We start from the raw sequence: 16,913 nt of genomic DNA on the forward strand, positions 1-16,913 counted from the left end.
GCGCGCCCCCATGACACTGCGCTCGATTCTTTCCGCAGGATTCGCGCTGGTGCTGGCCAGCCTCGTGCCTTCGGCACAGGCCGAGATCTACGCCCTGGGTTTCGCCGAGGACAGCGGCGACACCCTGCTTCGCGAGGTCGACACCGGCGCCGAAAGCCCCGCCCGCGTGGCGAACTGCTGCAGCATCGGGGTCGGCACGCCGACCTTCGATCTGCTCGCCAATCGGGCCTATTTCGTGGCCCAGAACGGCGGTGGCCAACAGCTGGTTCGCTTCGACTATGCCTCCGGCGGCAGCGAGCGGCTGGCGCTGGACCCGGGCTTTTCGCTCACCCACCTCGAGTACCACGCCGGCAGCAATCTGCTGTACGCACTGGGCCGGGAGCTCGCCAGTGGCAATGTGGTGATGGCGACGGTCAATCCGAGCACGGCCCAGATCAGCGTGCGTGCGTCGCTGCCGGCCCCCTGCTGCACCCTCAAGGCCGGCGTCTCCACCCTGGTCGACAGCGGCAACCTGCGGTTGCTGGCGGTGGTTCGCAACGGCCAGCAGGAGGCCATTCTGCCCTTCGACTTCACCACCAACAGCCTGGCTGCAGAGATCGCCCTGCCCGCCGGCATGCAGCTGGGCGACCTGGCTCGCCACCCTGCTTCGGGAACGGTCTGGGGCCTGGCCCACGATCCCGCGACCGGCCTGGGCCAGCTGATCGCAGTCGGGCCAGCGCCGACCTTCACCATCACACCGGTGGGCAGCGGCGTGGCGGGCTGCTGCTTCATCCAGGCAGGCGCCGCGGCCATCGACCAGACCGCGAACGCGCTGGTCATCCTCGGCCAGGACGCGGCCGGCGATGCGCCGCGGGTGCTGCGCTTCAGCCTCGCGGACGGCAGCCGCAGTGCAGGTGCCTCGCAGGCTGGGCATGCGCTTTTCCAGGAGTTCGGGCTCGACTTCGACGCCCTGTTCTCGGACGGCTTCGAGACGCCCTGACCCAACACGGATCAAGGGCCGCCGGGCCTTGATCCGTGGTCGCGAGTCCGGCGCCGGTCCGGACTCGCTTGCGCGGGCTCAAGCACGGACCTGCCCTCCCTGGCGCACGACAAAGCCGAAGGCGGCGACCGTGTCTTGAGCTCAACGCGGCGCAAGCACTGGCAACGACGGCGCTTCGATTCGCGTCTTGGCTGTTGCATGCGCTAACCTTTGCAGCGCTGAATTTCCGGACCCGTTGCCAAGGGCCCATGTGTCGCCGCGCGCGGATGCGCTGCTGCCGCCGCCTCAACGATGACGTCAGCCGGCGCATCGCGCATTCTGCTGGCCATGCCGAGCCAGGTCGTTGGACATCCTCGCGCCATGGAAGCCCCCACTACCGCTCGCTCCCTGCACCGCCGGCACACGCGCGATCCGCACCGGCGCCGGGGTCTTGTCTGCGCCTGCCTTCTGCTCGGCGGCATCGCGCCGCTGCAGGCCGTGGACCTGGGCTGTGCGCTGCCCGCGCCACCTGCACCCGCGCGCGACTCCTGCGTCACCGGAAGGTCGTGGGAGGCCGCGCTGGGCGCGATCGACGAGGCCCAACGCGTGGGCGCCTTCGAGGAGGCGGAGCGCCAACTGCACTGCGCGTGGGCAGAGCTCGAGGTCGAATCGGCAGCCAGCACTGAAGGCGCTGTCGTCATCGAGGACGAGCGGCCGTATCTGCTGGTCCGTCGCTGGGGCATTCTGGACTACCGTCGCGAGCGCCTGCCGCAGGCGCTGTCCTGGTTCGAATGCGCGCTCAAGCAGGCGAAGTCGCGCGGTGACCGTGCCGCGATCGCCCGCGAGGAAAAGAACATCGGCAGCGTGCTGCGACGGCTCGGTGACTTCAGCGGTGCCCTGCGCGCCCTGACCGCAAGCCTGGAGACCCAGCGCGAAATCGGTGCCGTCAGCGGCGCCGTGCTGAACAACATCGCGGACGTCCATCGAGACCTTGAAGACCACGATTCGGCCCTGCGCTACTACCGCGAGGCGCTGTCCGCCTTCGACGCCGCCGGCGAGACGCTGGAGGCTTCGCATGTCCTGGAGTCGATGAGCGAGCTGAGTCTCGATCGCGGCGATACCCGCTCGGCCCAGGACTGGCTGCGGACTGCGCTGGAGAGCTACCGCGCGGCCGGCCTGCCCGAACTGCAGCTGCGCGCGCACGGTGGCCTGATCCGGGCTGCACTGGATGCCGACCGGACGCTTGAGGCGCGCGAGTGGAGCGCCTCGGCGCTGACGCTGGCCAGGCAGTACGCGCTGCAGCCGCCGGCCTATGTCGAGCGGCAGATTGCGCGCAGCGAACGTGCGGCCGGTGAACTCGCGGCGGCAGAGCGCCGCTTGCGGGCGGTGATCGCGCGCCTCGCCGAGGGCGACACCGAACGTCCGGCGCTGATCGAAGCGCTGGCCACCCTGCTGGAAGCGCGCGGCGACCTGCCCGGCGCCCTGCGTGAGGCGCGTCGCGCCCACCTCGAGCAGAGCCGACTCGCGCATGCCCAGCAGGATCGTCAGCTCGGATGGCTGAGGGCGCGCTTCGAGCTCAGCGAGCGCGACCACACGATCGCAGCACTGGCGGCCGACAAGGCCATCAACGAGGCCCGGCTGCGCCAGCGGACCCTGGTGCTGGGCCTGGCACTGGCGCTCACCCTGGCCGGCCTGCTGGCGCTCTGGGTCCTCCAGCAGCGGCGCAGTCAGCGCGAACGCCTGCGGATCGCCGCCGAACGCATGCGCGAGCAGGACGAACTGCTTCGCTACCGCCGCGAGGCCGACTCCCTGGCGGAGGACCGCAGCCTGCTGCAGGCCCTGCTGGACAGCCGCGAAAGCGCGCTCTGCCTGCTCGATGCCGACGGTCAGCTGCTGGCCGCCAACCGCAGCGCGCGCCGCGTGCTGGAGCTCGACCCCGAGGCGCCGATGGGGCGCTCGATTGTCGAACTCCTGTTCGGGGAGGATGCGGCCGCTCTCACCGCGGCTTTGGAGCGGATGGAGGACGCGGAGGTACACGGGCTGGAGCTCACCTCGCGCAATCGCGGGCCCCGCTTGCAGGCGCGCCTGCGCCCCTGGGGCGAGGGCGAGGGCCTGGTGGTGATGGAGCTGAACCAAGGCGCGACCGTGCCTGAGTCGCCCTCGGAAGCGCACGCGCCGGTTCGGCAGGCGACGGATGCGCAGCCGCTGCACGAGGAGTTCAAGCGCAGCATCGTCGAGTTGATGCTGGCGGTGGTGGATGCCTGGGAGCGCGCCACCGGCAGCAATCGGCTGGAGCTGGCGGAGAAGAGCCGGATCTGGCGCGTCAGCATCGATGACGGCCGTCTGCGCGCCCGCGCCATGGAGCGCTATCTCGCGGTGTCCAAACTGCCTCGCAACCCGCGCTGGCGCGACGTGTTGCGGTCCGCCTACTTCGTGCTCAGCCAGTGCACGCTCGACCCCACGGTCCGTGAGGACCTCAAGCGCCGGGCCGACGCCGTGCTGGCCTACACGCGCCGCAAGGCGCTGGCCTAGGCGCGTTCTGGACACGGTCGTCGGCGGGTTGTTCAGACCTCGCGACGGGTTTGCCGGGCCACGGCCGAACGTGCCCGCAGACTCGAGGCGGTCGGGCCAGCGCCGATCGAGGCCCGCAGGCGCGGGATCGGTGCGGGTCGGGGCTCGCCGCGCAGCAAAGACGGGCCGGCCCGCGCCCGGTCAGCGCGCGCTGTCCTTCTTCTCGCACACGACGCAGGCGCCGCGCAGCCCTTCGCTGAGCCGGTATTCGCGATGATGTTCGGTGTCGAGGAAGCTCGGGGGGTCGAGGATGATCGGCATGGCGTTCGCCTCCTCGGAGGTCTCAGCGCAGTAGCCGGCAGCGATCAGATCCGCCCAGGACCACATGTCGACGATGCCGCAGCGGCTGTCGAACAGGCCGGGCTGGGGCGGTTTGCGACTGTGGTCGTGGGTTTCTTCGAAGGCGCGGATGCGCGCCATCAGTTCGTCTTCGTCGAAGTTGAACTCGCGCGCCACCGCGGGCGGCAGGTGCCCGTCCTGGCACCAGTCTTCAGGCAGGGTGTCGTGGGCGCCTGCGGCCAGCGGGCAGAGCAGGACGGCGACTCGGAACATCGACTGCAGGATCACGCGCATGGGAACGTCCTCGTGGGGGAGGCCGGACTCTAGGCGCGGCGGTGGGCGCACGCCACCGCGCAGGCGGGAACAAGCTGGGGAAGATTCCGCGCAAGCCATTGAAAAACCGGCATTCGACCCGGTCCCGAGCCGGCGCCATCGCGGGCCTGCCAGGCCTGCCACACGGGCGAAGCACGCAGCCCGCCACAGGGCGGGCTGCGTGCGCCAAGCCGGCGCGCGGCCGGGTGAGGATCAGCGATAGACCTCGAGCTCGTTGATGCGGATGTGCGCAGGTTGCACCTCAGGCCCCTTGCGACCCAGCACCCGGATCGAACGGGTGGTCACCGGCGGGAAGGTGAAACTCAGCTGGGTGCTGGTGTTGTCGGTCGGGAAGCCCGGCGTGGCCGACAGGGTGATCCACTGCGAACCAGCGAGGTACTGGATCACGAAATCCTGGACCTCGAAGCCGCTGGTGGTGAACAGGTCGACGCGCTGCAGGGTCAGCGGGGCGGGCCAGGTGAGCGCGACCCATTGCGGGCCGATCGGCAACAAGGACGGGGTGGTGTTGGCTCCGCCCACACCATCCGGATTGATGCAGATCGAGCGCGGATCGGTGCAGTCGGGCAGATCGTTGGTCCAGCTGTAGAGCCCGCCGAGCTGGGTCGAGGTGACGCCATCGTTGATGCGGGCGGCGCTGTAGCACTGGTTGCCCGGTCCTCGGCAGTAGGTGGTCGAGGCCGAGGCCGCAGCGCGGGGGGCCAGATTGATCGGCGCCGTGCTGGCCTGCACCTGGCGCGTGGTCGTCTTGTTGAAGCTGCGCCCGTGGCTGTCGCCGACGGCGGTCAGACTGAGCAGCGGCGTACCGCCGCTGTTCCAGGTGTGACTCGCCTGGGTCAGGTTGGCCGCGGGCCCGGACATCGGCTGGGCGGCGCTGCCGTCACCCCAGTTCATCGAGTACTGGACGGTGTCGGTGTAGGGCCAGCAGGGCCGCATCTTGGCGCCGAAGGTTTCCGCAAGGCCGACCGGGACCACGGCGGGGCCGCTGAGCATCGGCGACATCGCGGTCGAACCCTGCCCGCCGAGCAGGTCCCAGAAGCCGATATGCCAGCGCGGCGATGTCCACAGGTTCCGGTGCCAGGCGCTGGTGAGGAAGGTGTCGGCCTGACCGGTGATGTAGAGCTGCCAGTCGAGGTCGAAGGTCAGCGCCTGCACGGTTTCGTAGTGGCCGTTGGCATCGGCGTCACCGCAGTTGTTGCCGTAGTAGCCCCAGAGATCGCCTCGCAGGTAGGGCCGCACGCCGACCTGGGCATAGGCGACGCCTTCGGTGTACAGGTAGCCGCGCATGGCGACCTGCGCATAGATGTTCGGCTGGAAGCGTCCCGACACGCTGCCGGTCATCGGCTGCGAGCCGAGGCCCGACGAATTGAACTGCGAACTGCCGGTGCAGCCGGACGAGGTGCAGCGGTAGTCGAAGGTGCCCGAGAAGGTGCGGTTGCCGCTGTAGGTGGTGGATCCGGTGACGCTGCCGCTCAGCCCGCCCTGGTCGTAGCCTGCGGTGATCGGCAGGTTGAAGCCGATGTGCACCGGAATCGGGCCGGCGAAGAAGTTCAGGGAGAACAGGTGCGGCTTGGCGATCTGCCATTCCCGCGCTTCGCGGTTGGCGTAGTGGATCGTGCCGCTCAGGGTTGCGCCGTGCTCGATGTTGGCCGAGCCGCGGACCCGTGCGTGGTTGAAGCGCACACCGTACGGGATGCAGAGGAACCAGGCCTTGAAGCGCTTGAGCTTGATCAGCACTTCGCCATTGGCGTTGACCGCGGCGTTGCCGGTCAGCGCGAGGCTGCCGCTGAAGCCGCCACCGATGCCGAAATTGCGGTTCAGCGGTGCGTTGATGCTGAAGCTGCGATTGCGGTAGATGTCGCGGTCGCCGCAGCTGCCCTTCGCCGCCGCCGCCGTACCCAGCGGGCCGTCGCCTTCCTCCAGCATCGCCACGAGACGGATGAGCTCGTCGGTGGGTTTGCCCTGCGCTTCCGATTTGCGCACCTCCTCGGCCACGCGCACGCTCACCGAGAAGGCGATCGGCTCGTCTCCCTCGCGCTCGGCGAGATCGAGAATCAGGCTTTCACGCAGGCTGTCGGGAAGCGGGACGGCGGCGACACCGCGTTCGCCGTCGATCATGAACATCTCTTCGGCGTAGGGCTCGCCGGTCTCGTCGAGTACGCCGGAGGACAGCACGCGCTGCCAGCCTTCGCCCTGTTCGAGCACTTTCTGCGAGTAGCTGAGGTCCGGCTCGGGCTCGCCCTCGCCTTTGCCCGGTGGCACCACGGCCTGAGCGGCGACGCTGCCGGCGAACAGAAGCGCACAGAGTGCGGCTCCGCAGGCCCAGCGTGCGCGCAAGAAGCGGGGTTGCACGGCGCGGCGCGCCGGACTCCCGGAAGAACGGTTCATTGAGTGCCTCCCATCTGTCGGTAGTGGATCGCGACCCGCAGTGCGGAGCCGCGCGCAGGGCCCGGCATCGGCCCGTGGGCGATTTGCCGGGGCGGCAGTCCAGGCCGGAGCCGCCGCGAGATCACGCTAGAACCGACCCTGCAGTCGCCACGAGGCTGACGACGGGACCGCGCGGGAAGAAGCCGGGCACGGCAAAGACCCGATCGGCAGCACAAACACCTGCGAAATCAGATGCCTGGAAAGCAACTCGACCAGGAAACTCCCCGCCATCGCGAGCCCAGGGGCCTTCACCGATCAGCGAGGACATGCGGCGCCTCGACGGCGTCACCGACGTCGAGGGCCGTGCGATGAAGCCGCGGCACCCGCGGATGGCGGATGGGTTCTCTGAGCCGGGATTGGGGATTCGGGATTCGCAGGAGCCGCGGCGTTTGGGCATGCCGCAGCCGCTTGCCCGGCGCCCCGCTCAGGGGCTTGTGATGCGCTCAAGCGCGCGGCTTGGCGTTACCCTCGGATCCCGAATCCCGAACAACGAATCCCGGCTCAGATGAAATACCTCCACGCCATGGTCCGCGTCCGCAACCTCGACGCCTCCCTCAAATTCTGGTGCGAAGGCCTCGGCCTGGTCGAAACGCGTCGCCGCGACTATCCGCAGGGGCGCTTCACCCTGGTTTATCTGGCGGCACCGGAGAACCCCGAGGTCGAGGTCGAGCTGACCTGGAACTACGACGACGGGGATAGCGAAGGCATGCCTTCGCTGGGCAGCGCGCGCAACTTCGGTCACCTCGCCTTCGCCGTCGACGATATCTACGCGACCTGCGCCCACCTGCAGGCGCAGGGCATCACCCTCAATCGCCCGCCCCGCGACGGGCGCATGGCCTTCGTGCGCAGCCCGGACCTGATCTCCGTCGAGTTGCTGCAGAAGGGCGAGGCGCTGGCGCCGGCCGAGCCCTGGGCTTCGATGCCGAACGTCGGCAGTTGGTAGTCGGGGGGCGCTGCAAAGAGGAAGGGCAGGCCTCGCGGCCTGCCCTGTCCGTGGATGCGTGCGGGACGGCCTCGCGGCGCTTCAATCGGCCTGCGGCGCGCTGCCGTCGGCCAGGAGCGGCACGCCCATCGAGCTGCGGCGCTCGAGCGCTTCGCTGCCCGCGCCGATCGCGGCGCGCGGACGCGCGCTGAGCGTCGACGGCGCCTGCCCGCGCTGGGCGGCCAAGGCGTTCTGCAGGGCCTGGCGGGCGCGCAGCTCCTCGCCCTGGGCCACGAAGGCCAGCGCCAGTTCCTCCCAGGCCACGGCCGCATGGGGACCCCGGCTGGCGCGCAGCAGATGCGCCTCGGCCTTGCCCCACAGACCATCGATGCGGCACAGACGGCCCAGGGCCAGCTGCAGGGCGGCGCTGTCGGGGTGTTCTTCCAGCCAGGCTTCGGCGCGGCGGATGCGCTCGCGCTGGTCGCCGCGGCCGGCGCGGCCGTAGTCGGCGACCAGCAGTTCGTCCCACTGCTTGCGCAGGACCTGCTCGATGGCGTCGTCGGCCAGTTCGGGGGCGTCCAGCGCGCGCGCGCGGTCGGCGAAGGCAGCGACGAGACGCGGCTCGATGCGCGCACCGCGCGGCAGCTCGGCCATGCGCTGGCGCAGCAGTTCCAAGTCGGGGCTGTGGCGCAGGGCCGCGGCCAGGGTTTCGGCTTCCAGCTCGGCCGGCACGGCTGCAGCGCCGGCCTTGAGCGCGCGCAGATCCAGCAGGGCGGCACCGGCCTCGCCCTCGGCCAGGGCCGCGCGTATGCGCTCGATGCGCACGGCCGGTGCGGGCGGTTCCGCCGCTGCACGCAGCAGCACCAGCGCTGCGGCCGCATCGCCGGCCGCGAGCCGGGAACGCGCCCGCGCCAGCCGCGCGGATTCGGCGTCGGCCTCATCGAGTGCGGACAGCGCGCGCTGTTCGGCACCCTCGTCGGCCAGCGCACGCGCGCTCTCGGCCGCCGCGACCAGCGCCGGCACCCGGAAGCGGGCACGGCGCGCGGCGCGATTCAGCAGCTTGAGCGCGGTGGCGTGTTCGCCGCGCTGGGCGGCCAGCAGGCCATCGGCGAGGCGCCGCCGCGCCCTGCGCTCGCCGTGCCGCCGCCAGGCGCGGAGCGGCCACATCAGCAGGCCCAGCAGGATGCGCAAAAGCAGCCAGGCGGCGACGACCAGGGCCAGCGCCGTGACCGCAGTGGATTCGATCGCATAGCCCCGCCACTCGAGCAGCAGGTAGCCGGGGTCTTCGGCCAGCAGGCCGAACAGCAGGGCGCCCAGCGCGGCCAGGCCGAGGCCCCACAGCAGCAGGCGGTAGCTCTTCATGTGCGCGACCCGGGCTCGCCTTCGACTTCGGGCTCAAGCGGAAGCTCGAGCTCGACGGATTCGACCGGCTCGCCTTCGGCCGCGGGTACCGCCGGCACCGGCGCGTCAGGCAGACGCTGGCGACCGCCGCGCAGGGCGCGCAGCTCGGCCAGGCTGGCGCCCAGCGTCGGCAGGGGAGCGGCAAGATCGGCCGGCTGCAAGGTGGCCAAGGCCTCGCTGAGCGCGCGCACGCGCGCATCGGCTGGATCGAACAGACGCACGAAGGCGGACTGCACGCGCGTCAGCGCGGCCGCCAGAGCATCGGCATCGCGCGCCTCGGCGGCCAACAAGGCCACCCGCAGGTCGAGCTGAAGGGCTTCCAGCGCCGCCTCGCGAGCGCTTCCGCTCAGCACGGCCGCGGCCGCATCGGTGCGGCGCACGGTGACCAGACCGGACAGGGCCTGCTGCAGCCGGCCCACGCCGGCCGAGGCATCAACGCGGGATTCCTGCAACGCCGCTCGCGGCAGGTCGGGCACGACCGACAGGGCATCCGCCAGCACCTTGCGCAGGCCCGGCAGCGGATCGGCCGGCAGCGCATCGAGCTGGGCCAGTTCGGCGCGCAGCGGCAGGGCCAAGCCGGCATAGAGCGGATCCTCGACGGCATCGAGCGCGGAAAGAGCCAGCTGCAGGGCGGTGCGCGCGCCGGCGCGGTCGCGCGCCAGCAGCAGGCGCTGGTCGGCCAACACCAGCAGGCCTTCGATCTCGTTGAGCTTGAGTGCGGTCTCACCGCGCAGGCGCTGATCGGAGAGGCGCGCCACGGCGTCCTCGATAGTCGCCGCGCGCTCGCCCATGCCCAGCAGCTCTTGGCGGATCACCCGCTGGTTGCTGGCCAGTTCGGCGGTACGCTCGTCGAGGCTGCGACGGCCGCCGTCGTACTGGGCGAGCTGGCGATCCAACGCCGACAGCCGCGCATTCAGCGCTTCCGCCTCCAAACGCCAGGCCTCGGCATCGACCGCCGCACCGCGCGCGCGCTGCAGCTCGAAGTGGACATAGCCCGCACCGCCGCCGGCTGCGGCCAACAGGACCAAGGCGAACCAGAGGGCGCCGCGACCGCGCGTGGGCGGGGCGGGAGATTGATCGGGACGAGTCGGCGTGTCGCTCACGCAGGTCTCCGGAGGAACGGAACAGAGGCGCCACGCCGCAGCGGCCGGGCGCGCGGTTGCCAGTGTAGCGGCAGGTCATGGGGATTCGGCTGCGTCCGCAGCCTGTGGCCGTCATGGCATGGACGAACAGCGCCCCCTGTGCAGTGGACGTTCGCGCGCGTGCGGACGCGGGCTTGCGAGGCCACAAAAAACCCGGGCCCGCATCAAGCGGGCCCGGGTAGGATCGGCGGCAAACGAAGCGGGGCTTCGCTTACTTGATCTTGCCTTCCTTGTAGATCACGTGCTTGCGGACCACGGGATCGTACTTCTTGATTTCCATCTTCGACGGCATGTTCTTCTTGTTCTTGTCGGTCGTGTAGAAGTGACCGGTGCCGGCGGAGGAGATCAGGCGGATCTTGTCGCGCTTGGATGCCATGACTTATCGCTCCTTAGATCTTTTCGCCGCGGGCGCGCAGCTCGGCGATCACGGCTTCGATGCCGTTCTTGTCGATGGTGCGCAGGGCGTGGGTGGAAACGCGCAGCTTGACCCAGCGCTTCTCGCTGGGGACCCAGAACCGGCGCTCGTGCAGGTTCGGCAGCCAGCGGCGGCGGGTCTTGTTGTTGGCGTGCGAAACATTGTTGCCGCTCTGGACGGCCTTTCCGGACACTTGGCAAACGCGTGCCATGGCGCACCTCGATGGTAGCTGTGGAGCCGCCCTTGGCCAGGGCGGCAGCGGCCCCGCGCGACGCCCCCACGAGGGAACGCCGGCGCACAGTCGGGAGACAACGGCGCTGGCCAGACGGTGCGTTCGCGGGCGACTGCGCAAGCCCTGGAACACCGGCCGATGGATCGGCTGGACACAGCGAGCCGCGCATTATGCCCGCGCTTGACAGCCGCGGCAAGTTGGGGTGCGGGCGGTCGTGGCATGCTTGCCGGCCATGAGTCTCCTGTCCGACTTTCAGGCCGGCGACGTGCACCTGCTGTGGTGGCCGGCCCCGGAGCCGCGTCCCGGCGGCCGCCGCGATTGGCTCGACGCGCGCCTGCGCGAAGCGCTCGCGCCCTATGCCGGCCTGCCGGCGGCGGCGCTGCGCTTTGGCCGCGAGCCGCGCGGGCGGCCCTTCCTGCTCGAATCCGCCCTGCCCGCGCTGCAGTTCAGCCTGAGCGACACCGTCGGCGGCTGCCTGCTGGCGCTGGCGAACGGGCTGCGCATCGGTGTCGATCTGGAGCGGGCAGAGCGGCGCATGCCAGCGCTGCAGCTGGCGCGCCGCTACTTTGCGGCGAGCGAGTTCGAGGCCCTGTCAGCCCTGCCAGAGCACCTTCGCGAGCGCGCGTTCCTGCACGCTTGGACGGCCAAGGAGGCGGCCTGCAAGGCCACCGGCAGCGGCCTGCGCGATCGCCTGGATGCCTGGGTGTTCGGAATCGACCCCGATGGCATCGAGCCCGAACTGCTGGCGGCACCGGCCGAGGCCGGCGATGCCGCGGCCTGGCGCTTCCAGCGTCTGCAGCCGGCACCGGCCTATACCGCGGTGTTGGCCAGCCCCGGGCCGATCCATCGCCTGCGCAGGCTGGCGATGGCCGCGCCCGGAGCCTTGCGTCAGGGGGCGTAACCCAGGGCTTCGGCCGCCGGCGCCAGCCGGGCGAAGGCTTCTGCCAGCTCGCCCTCGCGGTAGCGACGCCAGCGCCCCGGCGCCAGTTCGAGCACGTTGCCGGGTTCGCCGCGTGCCTTGATGTAGTCGCCCGGATTGCCCTCGAGGCCGAGGAATTCGGCCGCGGCGCGCAGGCTGGTCTGCGGATCGGCGGCCAAGTCCTCGACTCGCAGCAGGCGGGTGAGCCCGGGCGCCGCCTGCAGACGCTGCTGCAGGCAGGCGCAGCCCTCCGCCAGCCAGGATGCGAGCAGTTCGGGCTGCTGGATCGCGTACCCCTGCAGGCTGCCGAAGGCGATCCAGGCAAGCAGCACATCGCGCGGGTCGCCGATCAGCGCGAGCAGCTTCGCATCAGGCAGGGCCGAGACGATCTCCGCGTCCACGTGCGGCAGCACGTCGATCACCTGCGCAGGCTGCAGCCCGCGCGCCGCCAGCTGGGAGCGCCAGACGCCCTCGGCGCCCTGCTCGCCATGGTTGCCGGCCTGCGGGCGGAGCGGGCCGAGGCCGTCGGCGCGGTCACTGCTGTTGAAGCGGTCGACCAGGCAGAGCGCCAGGCCGCCAAGGCTGTTCAGCACGGCACCCACCGGCGTGCCGGGCAGCGGCCAGAGCAGACGCGCGTCGGCGCCGCGCGGCGCGTCGGCCGCCAGCTGCGGGCCGGCAGGCAGGTGGGCCGGCAGCGGCAGGCCCAGCGGCAGCTCGCCCGGCGGCATGCGATGCACCTCCAGCCAGACGTCCAGCGCTTCTTCCGGGCGATCCAGCTGGTCGAGCAGCATGCCGCGCAGGCTGGCGATGCCGCGCCGCAGTCCGACGTTGAGCGGCCGCTGCGCCAGCGCAGCGAGGCGGGCCAGTGCGGCTTCGGGATCGCGCTCGCGCTCGGCGCGCACCAGCAACAGTTCCGCGCCGACGCGCTGCGGATCCTTTTCCAGCAGCGCGCGCGCGATGGCCTCGGCCTCCTCACGCTGCCCCAGCAGGTGGGCGCGCTGCGCCGCGGCCTCCTCGACGTCGAGGCTGCCGGGCTGGGCTTCGCGCCAACGCTGCAGCACGGCTTCGCCTTCGGGCAGCGCGACATCGAGACTGAAACGCGCGTTCCACAGCGACACCGACTGCGAATGCTGCTTCAGCAGCGCATCCAGGCCGGCACGCGCGCGATCACGAGCGTTGGCGCGCTCCCAGAGATTGAGGAGTGCGCTCAGCAGCGCGGGCTGTTCGGGCTCCAAGGCAAGGCTCTGCAGCATTGCCTGCTCACAGCCGGCGACGTTGCCCAGGCCCATGGCGATGCGACTGAGCAGGCCCCAGCCGCCAGCGTCGCCCGGCTCGCGCTGCAGAATCTGCAGCAGCTGCTCCTGCGCGGCCTGGGGCTCGTTGGCATCGAGCAGCACGGTGACCAGCAGGCGCTGGGCGACGCGCATGTGGGGCGCGAGCCGCAGGGTGTTGCGCAGGGCCTGCGCGGCCACCGCCGGCAGGCCGCGGCGCTGGAACACCATGCCCAGCGCCAGGTGCAGCTCGGGATTGTTGGGCTGCTGCTTGACCGCCCGGTCGAAGGCGGAAAGCGCGGCATCCAGGTTGCCGCGCGCCATTTCGAGTTCGCCCTCGGCGCGCAGCAGGGCCGGATGCTCGGCCTCGATCCGGCGGCCGTACTTGATGCGCGACTCGGCCAGATCCAACTGGCCACGCGCCACCTCGAGCCGTGCCAGGCCGACGTAGCCCGCGAGCAGATTCGGGTCCTGCTCGACGGCATGGCGCAGGTCGGCGTAGGCCGCATCCTGCTCGCCGCGCGCGAACGCCAGCTCCGCCCGCGTCAGCAGGAAATGACCGCGGTGCGGCGCCAGCGCGACCGCCTGCGTCAGCGCATCCTCGCCTTCCTCGACCTGCCCCTTCTGCAGCAGCGCCAGCGCCAGCAGGTGCAGCAGGTCGGGGCTGCTCGGCAGGCTGGCCAGCGCTTCGCGCGCCAGACGGATCGCGGTGTCGAGGTCGTTGCGACGCAGGGCGTCCTGGATGGGCTGGAGCATGGGCGAGGCCTGGCAGACGAAAGCCGGCGAGTCTACCAGTGCCCAGGACGCCGCCGAAGTGCGGCCCCGTAGTGAGGTTCTCAGCCCTCGGCCGCCAGCGCCTGCTGGATGCGCTCGGCAACCCAGTGGCTGGCGTGGCTGCGCGCACCGAAGCCGTCGAAAAAGCCGCAGTGGCCGCCGTGGCGGGCAATCTGCACGCGGGCGTGCACAGGCAGCTGCAGCCGGTGGAAATCCTCGACGGGGATCACCGGGTCATCGGCCGCGGTGAGGATGCTCACCGGCACCTGCAGCGCGGCCAGGCGGTCACCGGCGATCGAATAGCTGTCGAGGTAGGCCTCGAGGCTGCCGAGCGCGGTGTGGCGCTCGACCAGGATGCGGGTGAGTTCGCGCATGCCGCTGCGGAACTCCGCCGGTGTGAAGCGGTAGCGCTCCGGGTAGAGCTGCTGCTTGCGCTTGAGCGAACCCGTCCACTTGAGCATGAAGTAGTGCTCGTAGAACCAGGGCGCGCGCTCGATCGCGCTCAAGCCCGCCTCGGGGCTGATGACCGGACACACCGCGGCTGCGTGATCGAGGCGGATCCCGGCCGCCGGGGCGCGCAGCGCCACCCGCAGAGCGAAGTTGCCGCCGAGCGAAAACCCGGCCACCGCCAAACGCGTGGGCGCGAACAGCTGCTGGACCATCGCCACCGCTTCCACCACTTCCTCGATGCGGTTCGAGCTGAACAGCTCCGGGTTCAGGTGATGGGTATCGCCGTGGTCGCGGAAGTTGAGCCGAAATACGTCGAAGCCGCGCTGCAGCAGCTCGCCGCCGGTGTCGAGGATGTAGTTGGAGCGGGCGCTGCCCTCCCAGCCGTGCAGCAGCATCACCAGGCCTCGGCTGTGCGCCTGCACCTGCTGGCGGGTGATGAAGCCCTGCAGGCGGGCGCCGCCGGGGCAATTCAGCTCGCGCACCTCGGCCTCGCGTTCGAGATGCGAGCGCGCGCGCAGGGCATAGCGGCGCAGCCGGCTGCTGGCCAGCACCGACTGCAGGTGCGGATTGCGCAGCAGGCGCGGCGGATGGAACTCCGCGCTCATCGCTCCATCGCGGCGGCGATCTGCGCACGCGCGCTTTCGGCCAGGCGGCGGCGGCCGTCCTCACTGGGCGCTATGGGCTGCAGAAAATGCACCTCGGCCACGCGCGCCGGGTCGCCCAGCACACGCAGGAAGTTCTGCAGGAAGTTTTCATCCGGCTGGAATGCCACCAGCGCCTGCGCGCTGCCGCGTTCGCCGTAGCGCAGGGCCACCGGCTGCACGGTGGCCGGCGCGGCGACGGCCGGCTGGAAGATGCGCGCGTGGAAGGTGTGCACGCTCAGGCCATCCGTGGTGCGACCCTCGGGAAACACGCCGACCGCCTGGCCCGACTGCAGCCGCATCACCATCTGGTGCATCACCCCGTGCAGCGATTCATTGTTGCCGCGGTGGTGGTAGATGGTGCCGGCACGACTGGCGAGCCAACCGATCAGCGGCCAGCGGCTGATCTCGGCCTTGGCGACGAAGCCCACCACGTGGCAGCTGTGCAGCAGGCTGATGTCCAGCCAGGCGACATGGTTCGCCACGAACAGCACGCCGCCTTCCAGCGGACGTCCGAACTGGCGGATGCGGAAGCCGAAGATCCGCAGCAGCCCACCCTGCCAGGCGCGGATGGCGCGGTGATCGATCCGCTCGCCGCGCACGCGCAGTCGCGCAGTCAGCGGATTGATGAGCAGCAGGGTAATCGGCAGGCCAAGCAGCAGATGCAGGAGCAGCACCGGCACGCGCAGCGCATAGCGCAGCGCGCGCCAAGGGTCGCGCTGCCGCGCGCGCGCTGGCGAGTCCGAGGCATAGTTCATGCGCCGGCACGATACCCGAGGGGGCCGCCGGGGGCCAGATGCTGCAGTGCATCGGGCCGTGCTGTCGGCTGCCGCGCGTGCGGACTGGCACTCAGCGGAAGCGGATGCGCTCCAGCCGCTCCACCGCCTCGCGGTATTCGGCCTGCATCTGCAGCACCAGCTCGCGCACCGGCTGCACCGCATGGATGCCGCCAACGCCCTGGCCGGCGCCCCAGATGTCCTTCCAGGCCTTGGCGTCGGTGTTGCCGCCCGAGCCGAAATCCATCTTCGACTTGTCGGCCTCGGGCAGGTTGTCGGCGTCGAAGCCGGCGCGGGTGATGCTGGGCTTCAGGTAGTTGCCCTTGACCCCGGTGAACAGCGAGCTGTAGACGATGTCCTCGGCGCGGCAGTCGACCAGCATCTGCTTGTAGTCGTCGACGGCCCGCGCTTCCGGCGTGGCGATGAAGCGGGTGCCGAGGTAGGCCAGGTCCGCACCGATCGCCTGCGCCGCCAGCACGTCGGCGCCCGAGGCCATCGCGCCGGACAGCAGGATCGTGCCCGGATAGAACTGGCGGATCTCGCGCACCAAGGCGAACGGGCTCAACGGGCCGGCATGTCCACCGGCCCCTGCGCACACGGCGATCAAGCCGTCCACGCCCTGCGCCGCGGCTTTCTCGGCATGGCGACGGCTGATCACGTCGTGGAAGACCACGCCGCCATAGCTGTGCACGGCCGCCACCACTTCCGACGGCGGCGACAGGCTGGTGATCACCACCGGCACCCGGTACTTCTCGACCAGCTTCAGGTCCTCGGCCAGACGATTGTTGCTGGCGTGCACGATCAGGTTGACCGCGAACGGCGCGACCGGCTCCTCTGGCGTCGAGGCCGCATACGCGGCGGCGATGTCCTCGCTGAGCTGGGCCAGCCATTCGTCCAGCTGCGACAGCGGACGCGCGTTGAGCGAAGGAAAGCTGCCGACGATTCCGGCCTTGCACTGCGCGGCCACGAGTTCCGGACCCGAAACGATGAACATCGGCGAGCCGACCAGGGGCAGGCGCAGGCGGCTTTCGAGCAGGGCTGGCAAGGGCATGGGGGGCTCCGGTGGCTTGGGGAGGAAGTGGCGGGATTCGTTTACGGATGGGCGCGGGAGGCTGTCGCTTGTGCTTGTGCTTGTGCTCGGGCTTGGGCTTGTGCTTGGGCTCCAGCCGCCGCACGACTACCTACGTACTCGCGCGCTGTGGCTTCTGCGGGCAGGAGCCCGCGCGCTTCACGGGGCCCCTGGGGAGCGGCGGAAGGCGGTCGATCCGCCCGCAGGGTTGGCCGCAGGGATGCGGCCAAGGTTTTCGACAGGCCAGGGATGGCCTGTCCGAAAACCCCGACCGACTCACGCGAACCCTTCGCGCACGGATGCGCGAAGGGCGCGGACGAGGGGTGGCCTTTCTTT

14 protein-coding genes are annotated in these 16,913 nt (G+C 70.7%); 4 read left to right on the forward strand and 10 right to left on the reverse strand.

Annotated features, from left to right (window positions below; genetic code table 11):
* The first annotated feature begins 10 nt into the window (after window positions 1-10).
* Both BLP83_RS11770 and BLP83_RS11775 read left to right on the forward strand, forming a co-directional pair.
* Window positions 11-979: a hypothetical protein gene (locus BLP83_RS11770; protein ID WP_091242918.1), complete on the forward strand. Its 969-nt coding sequence runs from the start codon at window positions 11-13 to the stop codon at window positions 977-979.
* A 360-nt stretch (window positions 980-1,339) separates the two neighbouring features.
* Window positions 1,340-3,490, forward strand: coding sequence for a tetratricopeptide repeat protein (locus tag BLP83_RS11775; protein WP_176764164.1), 2,151 nt, complete (start codon window positions 1,340-1,342; stop codon window positions 3,488-3,490).
* Window positions 3,491-3,670: 180 nt separating this feature from the next.
* Here the strand turns inward: BLP83_RS11775 and BLP83_RS11780 are convergent, their stop codons facing one another.
* Both BLP83_RS11780 and BLP83_RS11785 read right to left on the reverse strand, forming a co-directional pair.
* On the reverse strand, window positions 3,671-4,102 hold the full coding sequence (locus tag BLP83_RS11780) for a hypothetical protein (RefSeq protein WP_091242922.1): 432 nt from the start codon (window positions 4,100-4,102) through the stop codon (window positions 3,671-3,673).
* A gap of 231 nt (window positions 4,103-4,333) precedes the next feature.
* Complete coding sequence (locus BLP83_RS11785) at window positions 4,334-6,526, reverse strand: hypothetical protein (protein WP_091242924.1); 2,193 nt, start codon at window positions 6,524-6,526, stop codon at window positions 4,334-4,336.
* 544 nt (window positions 6,527-7,070) lie between these two features.
* Here BLP83_RS11785 and BLP83_RS11795 point away from each other — a divergent pair.
* The gene (locus tag BLP83_RS11795; protein ID WP_091242928.1) at window positions 7,071-7,508 is read left to right on the forward strand and encodes a VOC family protein; all 438 of its coding nucleotides are present in this window, start codon (window positions 7,071-7,073) and stop codon (window positions 7,506-7,508) included.
* An 81-nt stretch (window positions 7,509-7,589) separates the two neighbouring features.
* On the opposite strand, the gene BLP83_RS11800 is transcribed toward BLP83_RS11795, so the two are convergent.
* From BLP83_RS11800 to rpmB, 4 genes are all read right to left on the reverse strand, one after another.
* Window positions 7,590-8,849 (reverse strand): heme biosynthesis HemY N-terminal domain-containing protein, encoded by a 1,260-nt coding sequence (locus tag BLP83_RS11800; RefSeq protein ID WP_091242930.1) that lies wholly within the window; start codon window positions 8,847-8,849, stop codon window positions 7,590-7,592.
* Window positions 8,846-9,991, reverse strand: coding sequence for a uroporphyrinogen-III C-methyltransferase (locus BLP83_RS11805; RefSeq protein WP_176764165.1), 1,146 nt, complete (start codon window positions 9,989-9,991; stop codon window positions 8,846-8,848). The genes BLP83_RS11800 and BLP83_RS11805 overlap by 4 nt, the downstream gene beginning before the upstream one ends.
* Before the next feature lie 250 nt (window positions 9,992-10,241).
* Complete coding sequence (gene rpmG, locus BLP83_RS11810) at window positions 10,242-10,406, reverse strand: 50S ribosomal protein L33 (protein WP_091242934.1); 165 nt, start codon at window positions 10,404-10,406, stop codon at window positions 10,242-10,244.
* 13 nt (window positions 10,407-10,419) lie between these two features.
* The gene (rpmB, locus tag BLP83_RS11815; protein WP_091242937.1) at window positions 10,420-10,656 is read right to left on the reverse strand and encodes a 50S ribosomal protein L28; all 237 of its coding nucleotides are present in this window, start codon (window positions 10,654-10,656) and stop codon (window positions 10,420-10,422) included.
* Between the two features lie 253 nt (window positions 10,657-10,909).
* Between rpmB and BLP83_RS11820 the strand changes: the two genes are divergently transcribed.
* Window positions 10,910-11,578: a 4'-phosphopantetheinyl transferase family protein gene (locus tag BLP83_RS11820; RefSeq protein ID WP_091242938.1), complete on the forward strand. Its 669-nt coding sequence runs from the start codon at window positions 10,910-10,912 to the stop codon at window positions 11,576-11,578.
* Here the strand turns inward: BLP83_RS11820 and BLP83_RS11825 are convergent.
* The 4 genes from BLP83_RS11825 to BLP83_RS11840 all read right to left on the reverse strand — a co-directional run bounded on the left by BLP83_RS11825 (window position 11,566) and on the right by BLP83_RS11840 (window position 16,559).
* Window positions 11,566-13,623, reverse strand: coding sequence for a tetratricopeptide repeat protein (locus BLP83_RS11825; protein WP_091242941.1), 2,058 nt, complete (start codon window positions 13,621-13,623; stop codon window positions 11,566-11,568). The genes BLP83_RS11820 and BLP83_RS11825 overlap by 13 nt on opposite strands.
* A gap of 80 nt (window positions 13,624-13,703) precedes the next feature.
* Window positions 13,704-14,696 carry a YheT family hydrolase gene (locus BLP83_RS11830; protein ID WP_091242944.1) on the reverse strand — a complete coding sequence of 331 codons (993 nt, stop codon included), beginning with the start codon at window positions 14,694-14,696 and terminating at the stop codon, window positions 13,704-13,706.
* A complete protein-coding gene (locus BLP83_RS11835) occupies window positions 14,693-15,490 on the reverse strand; it encodes a lysophospholipid acyltransferase family protein (RefSeq protein WP_091242947.1) in 798 nt (265 codons plus the stop codon). Before BLP83_RS11835 ends, BLP83_RS11830 begins: the two co-directional genes overlap by 4 nt.
* A 91-nt stretch (window positions 15,491-15,581) precedes the next feature.
* The gene (locus tag BLP83_RS11840) at window positions 15,582-16,559 is read right to left on the reverse strand and encodes an NAD(P)H-dependent flavin oxidoreductase (protein WP_091242949.1); all 978 of its coding nucleotides are present in this window, start codon (window positions 16,557-16,559) and stop codon (window positions 15,582-15,584) included.
* Window positions 16,560-16,913: the final 354 nt, after the last annotated feature.

Source organism: Aquimonas voraii (genome assembly GCF_900101825.1).
Lineage (GTDB): Bacteria > Pseudomonadota > Gammaproteobacteria > Xanthomonadales > Xanthomonadaceae > Aquimonas > Aquimonas voraii.

What these genes read in the sequence shown, in the direction of transcription:
- BLP83_RS11770 (WP_091242918.1), top strand. Translation starts at nt 11, where the DNA reads ATGACACTGCGCTCGATTCTTTCCGCAGGATTCGCGCTGGTGCTGGCC.
- BLP83_RS11775 (WP_176764164.1), top strand. Translation starts at nt 1,340, where the DNA reads ATGGAAGCCCCCACTACCGCTCGCTCCCTGCACCGCCGGCACACGCGC.
- BLP83_RS11780 (WP_091242922.1), bottom strand. Translation starts at nt 4,102, where the DNA reads ATGCGCGTGATCCTGCAGTCGATGTTCCGAGTCGCCGTCCTGCTCTGC.
- BLP83_RS11785 (WP_091242924.1), bottom strand. Translation starts at nt 6,526, where the DNA reads ATGAACCGTTCTTCCGGGAGTCCGGCGCGCCGCGCCGTGCAACCCCGC.
- BLP83_RS11795 (WP_091242928.1), top strand. Translation starts at nt 7,071, where the DNA reads ATGAAATACCTCCACGCCATGGTCCGCGTCCGCAACCTCGACGCCTCC.
- BLP83_RS11800 (WP_091242930.1), bottom strand. Translation starts at nt 8,849, where the DNA reads ATGAAGAGCTACCGCCTGCTGCTGTGGGGCCTCGGCCTGGCCGCGCTG.
- rpmG (WP_091242934.1), bottom strand. Translation starts at nt 10,406, where the DNA reads ATGGCATCCAAGCGCGACAAGATCCGCCTGATCTCCTCCGCCGGCACC.
- rpmB (WP_091242937.1), bottom strand. Translation starts at nt 10,656, where the DNA reads ATGGCACGCGTTTGCCAAGTGTCCGGAAAGGCCGTCCAGAGCGGCAAC.
- BLP83_RS11820 (WP_091242938.1), top strand. Translation starts at nt 10,910, where the DNA reads ATGAGTCTCCTGTCCGACTTTCAGGCCGGCGACGTGCACCTGCTGTGG.
- BLP83_RS11825 (WP_091242941.1), bottom strand. Translation starts at nt 13,623, where the DNA reads ATGCTCCAGCCCATCCAGGACGCCCTGCGTCGCAACGACCTCGACACC.
- BLP83_RS11830 (WP_091242944.1), bottom strand. Translation starts at nt 14,696, where the DNA reads ATGAGCGCGGAGTTCCATCCGCCGCGCCTGCTGCGCAATCCGCACCTG.
- BLP83_RS11835 (WP_091242947.1), bottom strand. Translation starts at nt 15,490, where the DNA reads ATGAACTATGCCTCGGACTCGCCAGCGCGCGCGCGGCAGCGCGACCCT.
- BLP83_RS11840 (WP_091242949.1), bottom strand. Translation starts at nt 16,559, where the DNA reads ATGCCCTTGCCAGCCCTGCTCGAAAGCCGCCTGCGCCTGCCCCTGGTC.